This window comes from Chryseolinea serpens (genome assembly GCF_900129725.1).
Classification (GTDB): domain Bacteria; phylum Bacteroidota; class Bacteroidia; order Cytophagales; family Cyclobacteriaceae; genus Chryseolinea; species Chryseolinea serpens.
This window is the reverse complement of record NZ_FQWQ01000001.1, coordinates 3,457,772-3,475,015: the sequence shown is the minus strand read 5'-3', so window position 1 is coordinate 3,475,015 and position 17,244 is coordinate 3,457,772. Positions and strand designations below refer to the sequence as shown.

Sequence of the window (17,244 nt, the reverse complement as noted above, 5' to 3'; positions counted from 1 at the left end):
GCGGCTACTAATCTAAAGTGCAAATCACGTGCAAATAAAAAAGCCACTCACAAGTTGTCTTGTAAGTGGCTGACTATCAGTGGGAGCTGAGGGGTTCGAACCCCCGACCCTCTGCTTGTAAGGCAGATGCTCTGAACCAGCTGAGCTAAGCTCCCTTTAATTTGATTATCCCCATCGTTTTGGGATTGCAAATGTAGTAGAGAATTTTATTTGTGCAAAAAACTTTCCCCGAAGTATTTGAAAATTTGAGCCTCCAGCGCTCCAAAAACCCCGAAATAGGCTCAGAACGCAGATCATGCAAAGGTTTCCAGCCCTAAAATCCGGCTTCAAAGCCGGCGAAACCGCCTCAGACAGAGTTGGATTGGATTTTGTCACGTACTTTTGCACAACCATTTTTTAAGCTTTTGAAAACCTTCCGGAAAATCCTTTTTTACCTCCTGCTGGCAATCGTTGTTCTGGTGGCGGCCCTCTCCCTTTCCGTCTTTTTGTTCAAGGACAAGATCATTAACCAATTTATCCGGGAGGCCAACAAGCAGCTGAACACCCCCGTAAAGATTGCCAAGATCGACGTTTCCGTGTGGCAGAACTTCCCCATGCTCTCCATCGTCATGCACGACGTTTACGTGGAAGACAGCCAGCCGGGCCAGTACCCCTTGCTGGAGGCCAAAGAAATTTCGTTCCAGCTGAGCCTGGTAGATGCCTGGCACGAAGACTATAAAATTCAAGGTCTGCGCATCAAAGACAGCGAGACCAATCTCAAGATCAACGACAAGGGCGAGAACAACTACACCATTGCCAAGGATACGGGGGGAGAAGGCGGAGGTGGAAGCATCAGCTTCGAACTGCGCAATGTGAACCTTCAAAATACAACCGTACACTATACCGATGCAAAGTCCGACCAGCGGCTCACGTTTGTGAGCAAAGCGCTGGTGTCGTCTATCCAGACCGTGAACGACGTCTACAACATCGATGCCGCGGGCGATGTGACCACGGAAAAAATTGAGATCAATCGCACTTCTTTCCTGGCGGGAAAATCCTTTCAATTGGAGAGTCAGCTGGTTTACGACGACATTCAAAAGATCCTGACCATCAAACCTTCGGTGCTTAATTTAAAGAACGCCGGCTTTGACGTGAGCGGCACCTATGCCTGGAAAACAAAGAACCTGATCGACCTCGCGGTAAATGGGAAAGACACCGACATCCAAACCATTTTGTCGTTGCTGCCCGGTTCGGCCGCCAAGACGTTTGAAAAATATAAGAGCGATGGCGACGTATACTTCAAAGCAAAACTCAAAGGTGAGATCAGCAAGCATAAAAGCCCGGGACTGACCATCGATTTTGGATTTACCAATGCCACCGTCTATCACCCCGACTACAAATCGCGTATCGAGGAAGCCAGCATGACCGGCTCTTTTGCCACCTCAGAAGTGATGGAAGTGTCGCAGGCGGTGCTGGTGCTCAAAGACATCAAGGGGAAACTGAACGACGAACCCTTCTCGGCAAATTTCGTCCTTCAGAATTTTAACAACCCGGAAGTGATCAGCGACTTCAAAGGACGCGTGGATGCCGCGGCGGTGCTGAGTTTTTACCCCATCGCAAACCTCACGGATGTGTCGGGGTCATTGTTGGTCGATGTGTCGTTTGAAGGTCGCGTGGAGTTGTTGAAAAAGAAGGCTACGGCGCAACGGGTGTCTACGCAGGGAACGATCGATCTTCAAAATATCGGGCTCACCTACGGTTCGGAAAAAGTTAAGCTACAAAACCTGTCGGGCAATCTGCAGTTCAGCAACAACGACCTGGCGCTGAGCAACGTCTCGGGCCTGGTAGGCAACAGCGATTTCACGTTCAACGGCTTTTTCAAAAACATCATCACGTTCCTGTTATTCGAAAACCAACCCATCGGCATCGAAACGGATTTGAAATCGAATTTTCTCGACGTTGATCAACTCTTTGCCATGGGGTTCGGCGACCCAGGGGCGGGGAAAAATCAGCAATACGAATTCGGCATCTCGCGCAACATCAACCTGAATTTTAATTGTGATGTGAAGCGGTTGCGCTACAAACGGTTCCATGCCAGCAACATCAAGGGCGACCTGCTGGTGAAAAATGAAATGGCCGTGGCGCGCAACATCAACCTCCACGCCATGGGCGGCGACATGACCCTGGCGGGCATCGTGGATGCGCATAACCCCAAGGCAATCGATGTGGTGAGCAATGCAAAGTTCGAGGGCATTTATGTCGACAGTGTGTTTTATGTATTTGAAAACTTTGACCAGGATTTTATCCAGGACAAACACCTGAAAGGGCAGACCTACGCCGACGTGAGCTTGGAGATGACGCTCAACCAAAATCTGAAGCTCTTCAACGAAACGCTCATCGCCGACATCAGCGCCAACATCAAGAACGGCGAGCTGAACAACTTTGAGCCCATGAAAAAGCTGAACCGCTTCCTCAACGACGAAGGCCTCAGCAAGCTGCGTTTCTCCGACATCAAGAACGACATCCACATCGAAAAGAAAACCATCTACATCCCGCAGATGGAAGTGCGCAGCAACGTCACGTCCATAAAAGTAAGCGGCACCCACACCTTCGACCAGCGCATCGATTATCACATCATTGCACCCCTGCGCAACGATCGGCACGTCAACTCCACGGAGGCCCGCGCCGCCCTGGAAGAAGACGGCAATGGCCAGAGCAAACTCTTCCTCAAGATCACCGGCACCACCGACGACTATCGCGTGAGCTACGACACCGACGCGGTGCGCAAAAAGATCGCTTCCGATCTGAAGAAAGAAGTGCAGGAGCTGAAGGATGCCTTCAAAAACAAGGGCACGAAAAAGAAGAAAGAAGTCGAACTGGAAAAGGACGAATATTTCGAGGACTGGAACAATTGATCGGATCAGGGTCGGAACGGACGTACTCCTCTTCGAACTCCACCGACCGATGACGCGGGTGTTGCCCCCGTCAGGCGATCGCTTCCTTCAGATAATCCGTCAACGGCTTTGCGGCGCTCATCACCGTGGTTAATTTCTTGAGGAATTTTTTGTCGAGCACCTCCTTGTCGGTGAAGTTGTGTACCAAGATAAAGCTCTTCAAGCGCAGCCATTCAATGTAAGGATGATCTTTGTCGTAGCCTTTGGGCGTGGTCTTTAAAGCATCTTCGTCCCAGAACTTAGGATAGGTCGATTTGAATTTTTTATCGTTCAGGATCTTCGCCAGTTTATCACCCGTGTAGTCGATTTCCTGGCGGATCTTGGCAAGATTTTCGGGAATGGGCTGGAACAATCCCACCGCCACAAAACTTTTGTCACCCGGTTCAAGCTGGAAATAATACCCCGGCGTGCCCATGCCTTTGCCCGTCGAAGACAATGCGGCACTCATGTTGGTTTTGTAGGGCGTTTTATCTTTGCTAAACCGCACATCGCGGTAGATGCGGAAGGTGAGCTTTTTGGCGTCTAGCCCGGCCAGGGAGTCATCGTGGTGAATCATTTCCTCAAGCAGGTCTGCAACAAACAGGTCGAAGTCGGCCTTCAGCGCGGTGTACACCGGCTTCTTCTTCTCGAACCATTCGCGATTATTGTTTCTGCGGATATCTTTTAAAAATTTGAATGCTCCTTCAAAGTCCATGATGCAATTTATTGTGATGGATGATTTTTTTATCTGACAAATTTCAAGGTTGACGAATCGAAGTCGTTACAGAAATTCCACGATCGTTTCCAAACCGATGCCCCGCGATGCTTTCACGAGGATGGTGGCGTTTCGCGGAGGATCTTTTTTCAGCGCCTCCATTAACAACGTTTTATTTTCAAAAAGGATGGCGCCGGGAAAGGCTTCCTTGGCGGCTTTCATCAGTGTGCCACAGAGATAAACTTTGTCGAAGCCCAGTTTTTTCGCCAGCTGCCCGATGAGGCGGTGTTCTTTTTCGGCTTCTTCGCCCAGTTCGAACATATCGCCCAGGATCACCATTTTATGTGGTGCTTTCATGGCGGCCAGGTTTTCCAGCGCCACTTGCATAGAGCTGGGGTTGGCGTTGTAGGCGTCGAGAATCACCGTGTTGGTTTCTTTTTGGATCATCTGCGATCGCATGTTGCCGGGCAGATAGTCGGCCACGGCCCGGTTGGCCAATGCGGCCGGCACCTCGAAATACTTGCCGATGCACAAGGCGGCGGCAATGTTCTCGAAATTGTAGGCGCCAATGAGATGCGTTTGCACGTCATCGCCGTTCTCGGCTTTGATCTTCACAAACGGATCGGCACCCGCTAAAGCGGCCTCGTAATAATCTCCTTTTGCCGGGTAAAACAAAGGTGCTTTAAAGCGTTTGGCCATGTTGGCCAGGATCTCATTTTGTGAATTGATGAACACCGTGCCGTTGTGGGTGAGCAGGTGTTGATACAATTCAGATTTGGCGCGAACGATATTTTCAAAGCCGCCAAACATGCCGATGTGCGCCCGCCCGATGTTGGTGATAAATCCATGCGTGGGGTTGGCGATTGAGCAAAGCAGCGCAATCTCTCCCAGGTGATTCGCCCCCATTTCCACGACGGCCATTTCAATAGATGAATCGATCGACAACAAGGTCAGCGGCACACCGATGTGGTTGTTCAGGTTGCCGATGGTGGCATAGGTCTTGAATTTTTTGCTGAGCACGGCATTCAGCAATTCCTTGCTGGTGGTTTTGCCATTCGACCCGGTTAACCCAATCACCGGGATGGTGAGTTGATCGCGATGGTGCCGCGCCAGTTTTTGCAACGTGGCCAGCACATCGTCCACCACGATGCAACGGTCGTTTACGGCATATTCTTTTTCGTCCAGCACCGCGTAGGCCGCGCCGTTGTCGAGCGCCTGCTGAGCAAAGGTGTTGGCGTTGAACTTGTCGCCCTTCAATGCAAAAAAGATCGACCCCGCCGCGATCTTGCGCGTGTCGGTCGAAACTTTGCCGGATTGACGATACAACGCGTATAATTTTTCTATCTCCATTGCTCGTTTTTTTCAGTTTTTTGTGGCCGGGTTACCTCCTCCCGGTCATCCTAACTTAATAGGGAATGTTCACCGGGAAAAAGTATCTTGCGGGAAAGATAACAGGTGGCTCCGGCTCGCGTTAAGGATAAAAGAAAAATTTTTTGATGATCAACCTACTGCGTCTTTTCCTCGTGCTCTTGCCGCTGTCCCTGCAGGCGCAGTTTACCTATGTGCTGGACCAGGACGTGCCGGTAAAAAACGCCGATGGGTCGGCTGTGCCGATGCCCTGGGTTGGGGGACTGAATTCGGCGCACTACAACACCATGGACCTGGACAACGACGGCAAGGACGACCTGGTGCTCTACGACCGCAACGCCGACAAGATCATCACCTTCCTGAACCGCGACAACCAATACCAATACGCGCCCGAATACGAATCGTTCTTCCCGGACGAAGTGACCAACTGGATCCTGTTGCGCGATTACAACTGCGACGGCAAAAAAGATATTTTCACCGGCGATATTCTGGGCATCAAAGTCTTCACCAATGTCACCCAGCCCGGCCAGCCTCTGGCCTGGAAACAATTCTTTTTCTATAGCGGTCCCGGCAACACCAAAAGTTCTGTGTTGCTTTCGCTCGGGTTCTCCGGACTCATCAACGTACAACTCCAGTTCGATGACCTGCCCTCGCTGCTCGACGCCGATGGCGACGGCGATCTCGACCTGTTCGACATGCGCTTCGTGGGCAACGGTACGGTGGAGTATCACAAGAATTTCAGCAAAGAACGCTATGGCACCTGCGATTCGCTCACCTTCGAACGCCAGACCCAGCGCTGGGGTGGCGTGATGGAATGTACCTGCGGCAATTTTTCATTCAATGGTGTTGACTGCCCACCCCCGGGTGGCCGCGAAGATCCAACCGGAGGGCGTACGGACCACGCGGGTGGCAAAAGCCTGCTCATGCTCGATGCCAACGGGGATGCTACACTGGATATCCTGTACTCGGAAGCTACCTGCTCCAACTTGTATTACCTGCCCAACCAGGGCACGCTGGATGCGCCGGTGATCAACTCGTTCTCCATTTTTCCACAGCCTCGCCCCGTAAACTTCTTTGTTTATCCAGCGGCCTTTTATGAGGACCTTGATTTCGATGGCGTGAAAGACCTGGTCTCGATACCCAACATTTTTGCCAAAACATTTCTGAACAGCGACCTGGCCCACTCCAACTGGCTCTATAAAAACACCGGCACCACGACCAGCCCCGCCTTTTCATTTGCGCAGGACAATTTTATGCAGGACAAAATGATCGACGTGGGCGACAATTCCGTGCCGGCCTTCGCCGACTATGACGCCGACGGTGACTATGACCTTTTTGTCAGCGAGAATACGACCAACGGCAACGACATTGTCGCCACGGTGAAGCTATACAAGAACACCGGCACCACCACCGATCCCGAATTCACGCTGGCCAACGACGACATGTGGGGCTTTTCAGGCTTGTCATTCTACAACCTGAAGATCCAGTTTATCGATGTGAACGGCGACAGCAAGGTCGACCTGGTTTTCACGGCCACGGCTTTGCAGAATGGCGCCACCGATTTGTACTACGTGCTCAACACCGCCACCGCGGGGATCACTTTTGGAGATCAACAGGTGCAAAGTACCGGCTTCCAACTCTATGCTTCCGAAAACATTTCGGTAGTGGATGTGGACCGCGACGGTCTTGTGGACTTGCTTGCGGGCAGGACCAATGGCTCGGTAGAATATTGGAAGAACAACGGCCCCGCGGCGAGCCCCCACTTCGTATTGGAAACCAGCAGCTTTCTCGGACTGTCGTCGACCGTGTTGCGCCAGAACCTGACGATCTCCGTCGCCGACCTGGACGCTGATGGAAAGACCGACATGCTCATCGGCAACCAGGATGGTCGCATCACCGTCGTCAATGATTTCCGGACGGCTACCGATGCTACGGCCGGGGCGACCGAGATTGTGTACAATCCCATTTCCCAAGCCTATCAGGCCCGCAACATGGGTGGCCGCATCTGGACGGCTCCCGCAAACCTGTTTGGCACCACCAAGCCTGCCATCGTGGTGGGCAACATCCTTGGGGGTCTCTCCATCCTTCGCAACGACGACGGCGCATTGCTTCCCGAAAACGCGACCATCGAGGTATACCCAAATCCAAGCCCTAAAAACGGGAACGTCACCATAAAGGCCGACCGCAACGTCACCTTGCAGATCTTTACCAGCGTAGGTCACCGCATCACCGACCCCATCCAGGTCCCCGGCAATTCCGAGTACGGCCTGAACGTACCAAACCTGGCCTCGGGGGTCTATATTCTCCGGTTCACACAAAACAGCAAAACCTTTATCAAGCGGCTGGTAGTTTATTAAGCATTCTCTCATCTTTGCACCGGAAAATCTTCCCTGGTTGTAAAAACAGTGTTTATTTACTTAAGTCAACAAATTTTCTAATGCCGTACGCCTTCATTTTCGATATGGACGGGGTGCTGATCGACAGCAATCCCACCCATAAGATCGCCTTGCAACAATTTTGTGAAAAGCATGGCTACCACCTCACCGAGCAACAGTTGCGCGAGAAGATCTATGGCCGCACCAACCGCGACTGGCTCCTGAACCTGTTCGGCAACCTCGGCGACGACACCATCCGCCAATATGCCGACGAGAAAGAGGCCCTTTTTCGCCAGCTGTATACGGACATTAAGCCCATGGACGGTCTTTTGTCTTTCCTGGAAAAGCTGGATCAGCAACGCATCCCCCGGGCCATTGCCACTTCGGCACCCCGCGCCAATGTGGATTTCACGCTGCTCCACACCAAAACAGAGCGATTTTTCCCGACTATATTGGATGACTCCTTTGTGAGCCAGGGCAAGCCCAACCCAGAGATCTATCTTAAATCGGCGGCGGCCCTTCAGTTCGATCCGGCGCGGTGTGTGGTGTTCGAAGATTCGCTCGCGGGAGTCCGTGCGGGCAAGGCGGCAGGTTGCAAAGTGGTGGGTGTCACCACCACGCATACCCCGGAGGAGCTGCATGAAACGGATTTAACCATTGATAATTTTGTGGGTCTGGAGCCTGAATGGCTGGTTTCCAAGCTTTTTTAGAAGGAATTCCGGATTATTTGCCGATGGCTTTGGAATATTAGGTGGCTTTTATCGATATTTGCAGTCCCTTTTTAGGAGGGTACATTTTTAAAACAAAGCGGATATGGCACGAGTTTGTCAAATAACTGGAAAAAGACCTCAGGTAGGTAACAACGTTTCGCACGCGAACAATAAGACCAAGAGAAGATTTCTTCCCAATCTTCAGAAGAAACGTTTCTATATTCCTGAAGAAGATAAGTGGGTGACCTTGAAAGTGTCTACGAAGGCCATCAAGACCATTTCGAAATACGGCATCACCGCCGTGATGAAAGAAGCAAAAGCGAACGGCAACCTCGTGTTGTAATAAATCATAAAGAATCATGGCAAAGAAAGGTAACAGGATCCAGGTGATTTTAGAGTGCACAGAGCACAGAGCTACGGGCATGCCGGGCATGAGCCGCCACATCACCACCAAAAACCGTAAGAACACAACGGAGCGTTTGGAGTTGCGCAAATACAACCCCGTGCTGAAAAAATATACTGTTCACAAAGAAATTAAATAACCATGGCAAAGAAAGTAGTTGCGTCCCTCAAGAAAACCGACGGCAAGAGCTATGCTAAAGTGATCCGTGCGGTGAAGTCTGAAAAGACTGGTGCTTACACCTTCAAAGAAGAAATTGTTGCTGCTGACCTGGTGAAAGAAGTCCTGGCCAAAAAGTAATTCAATTCGGTAAGAATTTGAAAAGTCCCCTCGCGGGACTTTTTTTGTTTTAAACAATTCCCCTCTCATTATGGCATTATTCGGCAACCTGTTTTCTTCGGATAAAAAAGAATCGCTCGATAAAGGCCTGGAAAAATCCAAGGAAAGCTTCTTCGGCAAGCTGGGCAAAGCCCTGGTCGGCAAATCGACCGTCGACGACGAAGTGCTCGACAACCTCGAGGAGATCCTGGTGTCGTCGGACGTGGGTGTGACCACCACCCTGAAGATCATCGAACGCATTCAACAGCGCGTGGCGCGCGACAAATACCTGGGCACCTCCGAGCTGGACCGCATCCTCAAAGAAGAGGTCGCCGGCCTGCTGTCGGAAAACAACACCGACAACATCGAGGAATTTGAAACCCCCGCCGGTAAAAAACCTTATGTGATCATGGTGGTCGGCGTGAACGGTGTGGGCAAGACCACCACCATCGGGAAGCTGTCGGCCCAGTTCACCAAAAAAGGAAAGAAGGTACTGCTCGGCGCTGCCGACACTTTCCGGGCAGCGGCCGTGGACCAATTGAAATTGTGGGGTGAGCGTGTAGGCGTACCGGTAATTGCAAAAGGAATGAACACCGATCCCTCGGCCGTGGCCTATGATGCTGTGCAGGCCGGCGTAGATCAAAATGTGGACGTCATCATTATCGATACGGCCGGAAGGTTGCACACCAAAGTGAACCTCATGGCCGAGCTCACCAAGATCAAGCGCGTCATGCAAAAGGTGATCCCCGATGCACCCCACGAAGTGTTGTTGGTTTTGGATGGCAGCACGGGTCAGAACGCCATGATCCAGGCGCGCGAGTTTACAAAAGCCACCGAGGTAACAGCGCTCGCCATCACCAAGCTCGACGGCACGGCCAAGGGCGGTGTGGTGATCGGCATTTCGGATGAATTTAAAATTCCCGTGAAATATATCGGCGTCGGCGAAAAAGTCGGCGACCTGCAAACCTTCAACAGGACCGAATTTGTAGACTCACTTTTCCGGCGGAACGGTGGGTAGTTTCCGGAAGGGAATGCGAATGAAGATCTGATAATTAAAGCCCCAGTACGAATCCTTTTCGGCGAGGCCATAGCCGGGCACATCATGTGGCAACATGGTGGGCGTGCTGCCAGTGCTGAGGCCGAATTTGAAGCGGGCCGTGTAGCCCATCCAGATCATTTTCCAAATCTTTACGCGTAACCCCGTGGTCAGCTCCAGCCAGTGTGCGTTCACGTTCGTGTTGTTATAGGTCCCGCTATAGTTACCCCACAGTGTGTCTTTTACGATGACGGAATACTGTTCTGAAAATTTTGACACGCCATAGCGAAAGCCAACAAAGAACATGTTGCGATCCGGGTCATTCTTTAGAAAATTCACATCCACACCGGCACGAAAATAGTTGCCCGTGTTCGCATAGTTGCTGCTGTCGCCTTCGGAAAGATAGGTGCGGGCCCAATGGCCATAGTCAACCGACAAATAATAGCGATGAAAATCAATATCGCCGTTGAACTCCCAGCCTTTGTAAGTCTTGTCGTACTGGCTTTTCACCAAGGCAATGGCATCGGTGCCAAAGCGCACGCCGGTGGGCCGGAAGTCGGGCTTCACCTTGACCTTCGTTGTGTCTGACTTTTCTTTTTCCTGGGCAAGCGACGGAAGGGAGAAGATCAGGAGAAGCGCTATGGTATGGGATAACTTCAAGATGGGATGCTGGGTCTATTTTGGGATGACTTCAAGATTGAGAATAGCGGGATCCGAGGTGGTCTGTTTGAGAAACTTATAGTCCTTGGTCTCCGCGACCAGTGTTGTTCTCGGCGATACTTTTATCGACGCAAACAGGGTCGTGGTGCCGCAAGATTTCACAGCCCAGAGTTTTTCTTGTGTGTCATACTTCAACACAAGCATACGGGTCCCCGCTGCACCGAAATCGAATACATACTCCGCGCTGTCGATTTCTTTGTTGAGGGGTATATACACCGCCTTCCTTGACGTATCCGCGCCTTGAAATATAATCGGGTCGCCAAAGTTGGGCGTGATGGATTTGATGATCACGGTGCTGTCTTTGGTCGTCGTGCTGGTCACCCGCTGCTTAAAGCTTAGGCCAAACAAGTTAGGCCTGGCACAACGAAAGACTTGGATGTTTACAGACGAAGGATTGGTGGGTGTGGTGCTATACACGCTGATGGAATCGAAAGAGTAGTTCAGAACGGTGAGGCCGCCGAACACATGGCGTTCTCCACAATCGGCAGAAACGAACTGGATCTGGGAGGTATAGCCCAAAGAAAGAACATCCGAGCTGTCGCCCTCCCAATAAAAATTATATTTGAGCGAGTCGAGCAACGGGTCGAGGGGTAGACCGATAGAAGAAGGGATTTCGGACTTAACGTAGATGTTTGTTCCGACGATGGTTGCGCTGTCCACCACCGAATTGTCCGCGCCAAAGCCCATGACCCGGAAATTGATGCCGAATTCGCCATTATTCAACCGAAAACAATCGGGGTTATTGAGGCACGAAATGGCAATAGCAGCTAAAAAAGTGAACCAGACGGCTTTTTTCATGGTTATGATGCGGCTGTAAAGATAAGTTAACGGCCCAAAGCCCAAATTCCGTGCCCGTTAATTTTTAGTATTTTTGCAGCCTATTACAAGACGCGAACGCATTGAAAACGAAGGGAACCAAGAATACCAAAGTCAACATCGTCACCCTGGGCTGCTCCAAGAACCTGGTGGACTCCGAAGTACTGCTCACCCAACTACGGGGCAACGGCATCGACGCCGTGCACGAGTCCAAAACCGACGACGCCAGCGTGGTGGTGATCAATACCTGCGGTTTTATCGATAACGCCAAACAGGAGTCCATAGACACCATCCTGCGGTATGTAGACGCCAAGGAAGAGGGCATTGTGGACAAAGTTTACGTGACCGGCTGCCTCTCGCAGCGCTACAAAGACGACCTCGAAAAAGAAATCCCCGAAGTAGACGCCTGGTTTGGCACCCGCGACCTGTCGCGCATGCTCAAGGTGTTCAAGGCCAATTATAAGCACGAGCTGGTTGGCGAGCGCATATTGACCAACCCAAGCCATTACGCCTACCTGAAGATCTCCGAAGGCTGCGACCGCCCCTGTTCGTTCTGCGCCATACCCATCATGCGCGGGGGCCACATTTCACGCCCCATGGAAGAACTGGTGTTGGAAGCCCGGAACCTGGCCAAGAACGGAACAAAAGAATTGCTGCTCATCGCCCAGGACTCTACCTACTATGGTCTCGACCTGTATAAGAAAAGAAACCTCGCCGACCTGCTCCGGAATCTTTCGGACGTGGAAGGTATTGACTGGATCCGCCTGCACTATGCCTTCCCCACCGGTTTCCCCATGGATGCCCTGGAGGTGATGGCCGAGCGCAGCAACATCTGCAAATACATCGACATTCCCCTGCAACATGCCTCCACCCGAATGCTGCAGGTGATGCGCCGCGGGACCACGCGCGACAAGACGGAAGCCTTGTTGCAAACCATCCGCGAGAAAGTGCCGGGCATTGCTATCCGCACGACCATGATCGCCGGCCACCCCACCGAGAGCCAACAGGACTTCGAAGAGATGATGGACTTTGTTGAGAAGTCGCGCTTCGACCGCCTCGGCATATTTTCCTATTCGCACGAAGAAAACACACACAGCTATAGCCTGCCCGACGACGTGCCGGCCGAAGTGAAACAACAACGCCTCGAAGATGTGATGGCCCTGCAAGAGGGCATTTCGCTGGAGCTGAACTCGCAAAAGATCGGCAAGACCTTCAAAGTGTTGGTAGACCGCAAGGAAGGTGGCAACTTTATTGGTCGCACCGAGCACGACTCGCCCGAAGTAGACAACGAAGTGATCATTGAAAGCCCTGGTGACTACCTCCGGCTGGGAGATTTTGTTAACGTATTCATAACGGGCGCTACCGAGTTTGATTTAACCGGTAGAGCGGTTCAAGGAGCGGCTGTAAAATCTTAAACCTAATCCATAAATTGCCGTTATTCGGATTATGGTTTTAAAGCGTCCCACCAACTTTAACTCTTGCCATGCAGCTTGATAAGGTCTCCCTTGCTGATACCCATGCGTTCAGCAATTTCTTCCTCGACTATCTGCAGCAAAAAGAAACTCTCAAACCCTTTTATCATCGTTTTCCCACCCTCGAAAATTTCGGCGGGCAGATCGCGGATAAAAAGTCTTCGTTCACACCGCATCAACGCGAAGTACTGGTAGCGGCACTGCAAAAACAGTACGAAGGCTTCACGCCGTCGCCTGCTGTATCAGAAAACATCGCAGCGCTCAAAGCAGGGAACACTTTTTCAGTAACAACAGGTCACCAACTGAATATCTTCACAGGGCCGCTGTATTTTATTTTTAAGATCGTCACCGTCATCAATACCTGCCGCGAGTTAAAGGCGCGCTACCCGGAATCGAATTTCGTACCCGTCTATTGGATGGCTTCGGAAGATCATGACTATGAAGAGATAAAATACTTCAAGCTGTTTGGTAAAAAATATACCTGGGAAACGGATCAGAAAGGCGCCGTAGGAAGATTTCATACCAAGGGGTTGGATAAACTGGCGCAGGAAATTTCCGGCGACACGAAGATCTTTACGGAAGCGTATTCAAAACGGAAGACGCTGAGTGCGGCCGTGAGACACTACGTAAATGCCTTGTTTGCCAACGAAGGCCTCGTGGTCATCGACGGCGACGACCGTTCTTTAAAGTCGCTGTTCGCCGATGTGATGCGCGAGGACGTGCTTCGTCAGAACACGAAGAAGCTGGTGGACCCCACCAACACAGCGTTGGAAAATCAAGGGTACAAGACACAGATATTTTGTCGTGATATAAATTTCTTTTACCTGGCATCCGGCATCCGGAACCGTATTGAAAAACAAGGAGATCGCTTTACTGTATTGGAAAGCGATCTTTCTTTTTCGGAGCAGGAGATGGAGAAGATCATTGCAGAGGAACCGGAGAAGCTGAGCCCCAACGTGATCCTGCGGCCGTTGTACCAGGAAATGATCCTGCCCAACGTAGCCTATGTGGGTGGTCCTGCGGAAGTGATCTATTGGTTGCAGTTGAAAGAAGTGTTCGATCGATTCAAGACACCCTTCCCGATGATCATGCCCCGCAATTTCGGGATGGTCATGGATCACGAAGTGGCGCGTAAATTTTCCAAGACCTCGTTGCAGCTCAAAGACCTGTTTGAAGAAAAGAATTACTTGTTCAATCATTGGGTGCTCACGCACTCGCCACGCAACCTCACCGTGGGCCAGGAACGTGCCGCTGTCACCGAACTTTTTGCGTCGTTGAAGAGACGGGCCGAGTCCATCGACACAACGTTGGAACCTTTTGTGGGTGCAGAGGGAAAACGGGCGTTGAACAGTCTGGAGAAAATTGAGCGCAAGCTGTTGCGCGCCGAAAAGCGACAGCATGGCGACAAGCTCCGTCAAATTGAAGCCGTGAAAGACCAACTCTTCCCCAACGGCGGTTTACAGGAGCGAACCGATAATTTCCTCAACTTCTACCAGCGCGACCCGGAGTTCATCACACGCCTGTTGAAAACGTTCGATCCCCTGGATTATCGCTTCAACATCTTGTCATACGCAGACTAGGCCGAAAGCAATAGCCTGCTATCTTTGTTTCCATGACAAAAGCATCGCTGCGGAAAGAGTATTTACGAAAACGGCTGTCGTTGTCCGAGGCCGAGTACGCGCAGTTGAATTTTCAGCTTTACCAGAATTTTTTTTCGAGCCTGGATCTTTCCTTCATCAAGGTGCTGCACACGTTTTTGCCGTTGCAAAAAAACAAAGAGCCCGACACGTGGATCATCATCGACCGGATCCGCCGGGAGTTTCCGCACATCCGCTTGTCGCTTCCCCGCATCGAGCAAGCGACAGGAGCCTTGGAGAATATTTTTTTTGAAGGGCTACACCAATTGGAAAAGAACGCCTGGGGCATAGCCGAACCCAAACAAGGCGTGCCCACACCGCCGCTACAGATCGACATGGTCTTGGTGCCCTTGCTGGCGTGCGACACGAATGGGCAACGCGTTGGCTACGGCAAAGGATTCTATGACAAATTTCTCGCGACGTGCCGGCCCGATTGCATCACGGTAGGCATTTCTTTTTTTGAACCGGTAGAACCCATTGAGGACATCAATGCTTTTGATGTGCCCTTGCAATATTGCCTCACACCGGCATCCCTGCACCGGTTTCGTCAAACGTCTTTTTAGACCGCCGGCTCTTGTTGGCTCAGGCAGTGGAACGAGCCCAATCCCCAAATGATATCCAGCGAATCGAGGCCGATCACCTTGCGATCGGGGAAACATTGCTCCAGAATTTGCAGGGCTTTGTCGTCTTGTGCATCACGGAATGTGGGAACCACAACATACTTGTTGCTGATATAGAAGTTTGCATAAGATGCCGGGAGACGCATGTCTTCGTAGACGATCGCCGAAGGTAGCGGCAACTCTACAATGTTGAGCGGCTTGCCATTTTCAAGGCGAAGTGTTTTTAACGTTTTGAGATTTTCGTGAAGCGGCTCGTAATTTTCGTCTTGCTTGTTGGTTTCTACCACCGTCACGACGGTGTCTTCATTCACAAAGCGCGTAATGTCGTCGATGTGGCCATCGGTGTCATCGCCCACCACGCCATCGCCAAGCCAAAGAATGTTTTCAGCGCCATAGAACTGGTGGAGGAATTCTTCGATCTCTTTTTGATTGAAGGTGGGGTTTCGATTCGCGTTGAGGAGACAGGAGGTGGTGGTTAACACGGTACCCCTTCCATTGAAGTCTACCGAGCCTCCTTCCATGACAATGCCCGGATAGATGACCGGTATTTTATAATGTTCTGCGATGTGTGTGGGAATGCGATCATCGAGATCGAACGGAGGATATTTTCCGCCCCATGCATTATAGCCCCAGTCGACGATGATCTTCTTTTGCGCAGCCTTTGGGTTGATCAGGAAGGCGGGGCCGTGGTCGCGGCACCAGGCATCGTTGGTGGGATGGATGAAGAAGTTGATGTTTTTAAAATCGCCACCGGCTTGTTCGATGTGGCGGGTAGCTTTCGCTTTCATCGCTTCATCGACGACGTTAATGTTTACTTTTTCGCCTTCAGCAACGAGCTTGATGAACTGGGCGTAGATAGGGTAGATGGTTTCGATCTTGCCGGGCCAGGAAGCTTCTTTGTGAGGCCAGCTTAGCCAGGTGGCGGTGTGTGGTGCAAACTCTGCGGGGAAGTGATAGCCGAGTTGTTGAGGCGTGTGCGTGGCGGGGAGGCCGGCGGTTTTGAAATCAGAAAGCTTGGTGGTTCGGAAATCGGACGGATGCATTTTGTGGGATTGGTTTGCGGGGGAGAAAATCAGACTTGAACCGCAGAGGCGCTAAGAACGCAAAGAAATGCATTTATTCTTTGCGTCCTTCGCGCCTCTCTGCGGTTAATGAATTTTTTCGGACGCCTCAGTCTTCATCAATATACCGCTTTGTGATCGGCTGATACGAATCGATCCGACGGTCGCGCAAAAAAGGCCAATGTGTTCTGTACCGATCGGTTTTACTCAAGTCAAGCGGCAACACCTTCACCTCTTCCTGATCGGCGGAAGCCTGATATAAGATGCTTCCAAACGGATTCGAAAAAAACGATCCTCCCCAAAACTTCATCGCCCCATCCTGCTCGAACCCAACGCGGTTCACGCTCACTACGTGCACTCCGTTTGCCACAGCATGACTGCGTTGAATGGTTTGCCACGCATTGTATTGCTCCGTGTTTGTTTCTTCATCCTGCGAAGTAGCCCAGCCGATGGCGGTGGGATAGAACAAGATCTCGGCGCCCATCAACGCGGTGATGCGGGCAGCTTCCGGGTACCATTGATCCCAGCAAATGAGTACGCCAATGGTGGCAAATTTCGTCTTGAAAACTTTATAGCCCAGGTCGCCGGGCGTGAAGTAGAACTTTTCATAATACGCCGGGTCGTCCGGGATGTGCATCTTGCGATACTTGCCCAGGTAGGAGCCATCGGCATCCAGCACGGCGGTGGTGTTGTGGTAGATGCCTTCCGTGCGCTTTTCGAAAAGGGAAGCGATAATGACCACCCCAAGCTCTTTGGCAACGGCCTTCAGGGCATCGGTGGAGGGGCCGGGAATGGATTCGGCCAGTTTAAAATTCTGGTAATCCTCCACATCACAGAAGTACAAAGAAGTAAACAACTCCTGGAGGCAAACGATCTGCGCGCCTTTGGCGGCTGCCTCGCGGATCTTGGTGATCGCCTTTGCCAGATTTTCGCCCGGGTCTTTGGTGCACGACATCTGCACGAGTCCCACATTCACTGTTTTTCCTGCCACGTTTTATAAAATTTTATGGGTGCAAAATTAAAAAAGTAAATCCGGTTCATAACTATGAACCGACGGCTATGGTTCCCCTGAAAAATGTGGTGG

The 17,244-nt window shown here is 51.3% G+C and carries 16 protein-coding genes and 1 tRNA gene; 10 read left to right on the top strand and 7 right to left on the bottom strand.

Going from position 1 to position 17,244, the window contains the following annotated elements:
- Window positions 1–80: 80 nt before the first annotated feature.
- A tRNA-Val gene (locus BUB30_RS14035) sits at window positions 81–155 on the bottom strand.
- Between the two features lie 249 nt (window positions 156–404).
- On the opposite strand from BUB30_RS14035, the gene BUB30_RS14030 reads away from it, so the two are divergent.
- Window positions 405–2,894, top strand: coding sequence for an AsmA family protein (locus BUB30_RS14030; protein ID WP_073134572.1), 2,490 nt, complete (start codon window positions 405–407; stop codon window positions 2,892–2,894).
- A gap of 70 nt (window positions 2,895–2,964) precedes the next feature.
- Here BUB30_RS14030 and BUB30_RS14025 read toward each other — a convergent pair whose 3' ends face one another.
- Together BUB30_RS14025 and BUB30_RS14020 are read right to left on the bottom strand one after the other, a co-directional pair.
- Window positions 2,965–3,627, bottom strand: a complete 663-nt coding sequence (locus BUB30_RS14025; protein WP_073134571.1) for a DUF2461 domain-containing protein — start codon at window positions 3,625–3,627, stop codon at window positions 2,965–2,967.
- A gap of 66 nt (window positions 3,628–3,693) precedes the next feature.
- Complete coding sequence (locus tag BUB30_RS14020) at window positions 3,694–4,977, bottom strand: UDP-N-acetylmuramoyl-tripeptide--D-alanyl-D-alanine ligase (protein ID WP_073134569.1); 1,284 nt, start codon at window positions 4,975–4,977, stop codon at window positions 3,694–3,696.
- Between the two features lie 146 nt (window positions 4,978–5,123).
- Here BUB30_RS14020 and BUB30_RS14015 point away from each other — a divergent pair, with 146 nt between their 5' ends.
- The 6 genes from BUB30_RS14015 to ftsY all read left to right on the top strand — a co-directional run bounded on the left by BUB30_RS14015 (window position 5,124) and on the right by ftsY (window position 9,816).
- Window positions 5,124–7,352 carry a T9SS type A sorting domain-containing protein gene (locus BUB30_RS14015; protein WP_073134567.1) on the top strand — a complete coding sequence of 743 codons (2,229 nt, stop codon included), beginning with the start codon at window positions 5,124–5,126 and terminating at the stop codon, window positions 7,350–7,352.
- 80 nt (window positions 7,353–7,432) lie between these two features.
- The gene (locus tag BUB30_RS14010) at window positions 7,433–8,080 is read left to right on the top strand and encodes an HAD family hydrolase (protein WP_073134564.1); all 648 of its coding nucleotides are present in this window, start codon (window positions 7,433–7,435) and stop codon (window positions 8,078–8,080) included.
- Window positions 8,081–8,183: 103 nt separating this feature from the next.
- Window positions 8,184–8,423, top strand: a complete 240-nt coding sequence (rpmB, locus tag BUB30_RS14005) for a 50S ribosomal protein L28 (protein ID WP_073134563.1) — start codon at window positions 8,184–8,186, stop codon at window positions 8,421–8,423.
- A 16-nt stretch (window positions 8,424–8,439) separates the two neighbouring features.
- Window positions 8,440–8,622: a 50S ribosomal protein L33 gene (rpmG, locus tag BUB30_RS14000; RefSeq protein ID WP_073134561.1), complete on the top strand. Its 183-nt coding sequence runs from the start codon at window positions 8,440–8,442 to the stop codon at window positions 8,620–8,622.
- A gap of 2 nt (window positions 8,623–8,624) precedes the next feature.
- Window positions 8,625–8,780, top strand: coding sequence for a DUF4295 domain-containing protein (locus tag BUB30_RS13995; RefSeq protein ID WP_073134559.1), 156 nt, complete (start codon window positions 8,625–8,627; stop codon window positions 8,778–8,780).
- Between the two features lie 70 nt (window positions 8,781–8,850).
- Window positions 8,851–9,816, top strand: coding sequence for a signal recognition particle-docking protein FtsY (gene ftsY / locus BUB30_RS13990; protein ID WP_073134557.1), 966 nt, complete (start codon window positions 8,851–8,853; stop codon window positions 9,814–9,816).
- On the opposite strand, the gene BUB30_RS13985 is transcribed toward ftsY, so the two are convergent.
- Window positions 9,790–10,494, bottom strand: a complete 705-nt coding sequence (locus BUB30_RS13985; protein WP_073134556.1) for a DUF6048 family protein — start codon at window positions 10,492–10,494, stop codon at window positions 9,790–9,792. The two genes, ftsY and BUB30_RS13985, sit on opposite strands and share 27 nt — an antisense overlap.
- Window positions 10,495–10,509: 15 nt before the next feature.
- Window positions 10,510–11,352: a hypothetical protein gene (locus tag BUB30_RS13980; RefSeq protein ID WP_073134554.1), complete on the bottom strand. Its 843-nt coding sequence runs from the start codon at window positions 11,350–11,352 to the stop codon at window positions 10,510–10,512.
- Between the two features lie 101 nt (window positions 11,353–11,453).
- Between BUB30_RS13980 and rimO the strand changes: the two genes are divergently transcribed.
- The 3 genes from rimO to BUB30_RS13965 all read left to right on the top strand — a co-directional run bounded on the left by rimO (window position 11,454) and on the right by BUB30_RS13965 (window position 15,042).
- The gene (gene rimO / locus BUB30_RS13975) at window positions 11,454–12,785 is read left to right on the top strand and encodes a 30S ribosomal protein S12 methylthiotransferase RimO (protein ID WP_073134552.1); all 1,332 of its coding nucleotides are present in this window, start codon (window positions 11,454–11,456) and stop codon (window positions 12,783–12,785) included.
- 68 nt (window positions 12,786–12,853) lie between these two features.
- A complete protein-coding gene (bshC, locus tag BUB30_RS13970) occupies window positions 12,854–14,422 on the top strand; it encodes a bacillithiol biosynthesis cysteine-adding enzyme BshC (RefSeq protein ID WP_073134550.1) in 1,569 nt (522 codons plus the stop codon).
- A gap of 32 nt (window positions 14,423–14,454) precedes the next feature.
- On the top strand, window positions 14,455–15,042 hold the full coding sequence (locus BUB30_RS13965; RefSeq protein ID WP_073134548.1) for a 5-formyltetrahydrofolate cyclo-ligase: 588 nt from the start codon (window positions 14,455–14,457) through the stop codon (window positions 15,040–15,042).
- Here BUB30_RS13965 and BUB30_RS13960 read toward each other — a convergent pair.
- Window positions 15,039–16,142: an agmatine deiminase family protein gene (locus tag BUB30_RS13960; protein WP_073134546.1), complete on the bottom strand. Its 1,104-nt coding sequence runs from the start codon at window positions 16,140–16,142 to the stop codon at window positions 15,039–15,041. The two genes, BUB30_RS13965 and BUB30_RS13960, sit on opposite strands and share 4 nt — an antisense overlap.
- Before the next feature lie 127 nt (window positions 16,143–16,269).
- Window positions 16,270–17,151: a carbon-nitrogen hydrolase gene (locus BUB30_RS13955; RefSeq protein ID WP_262485794.1), complete on the bottom strand. Its 882-nt coding sequence runs from the start codon at window positions 17,149–17,151 to the stop codon at window positions 16,270–16,272.
- Between the last annotated feature and the right edge of the window lie 93 nt (window positions 17,152–17,244).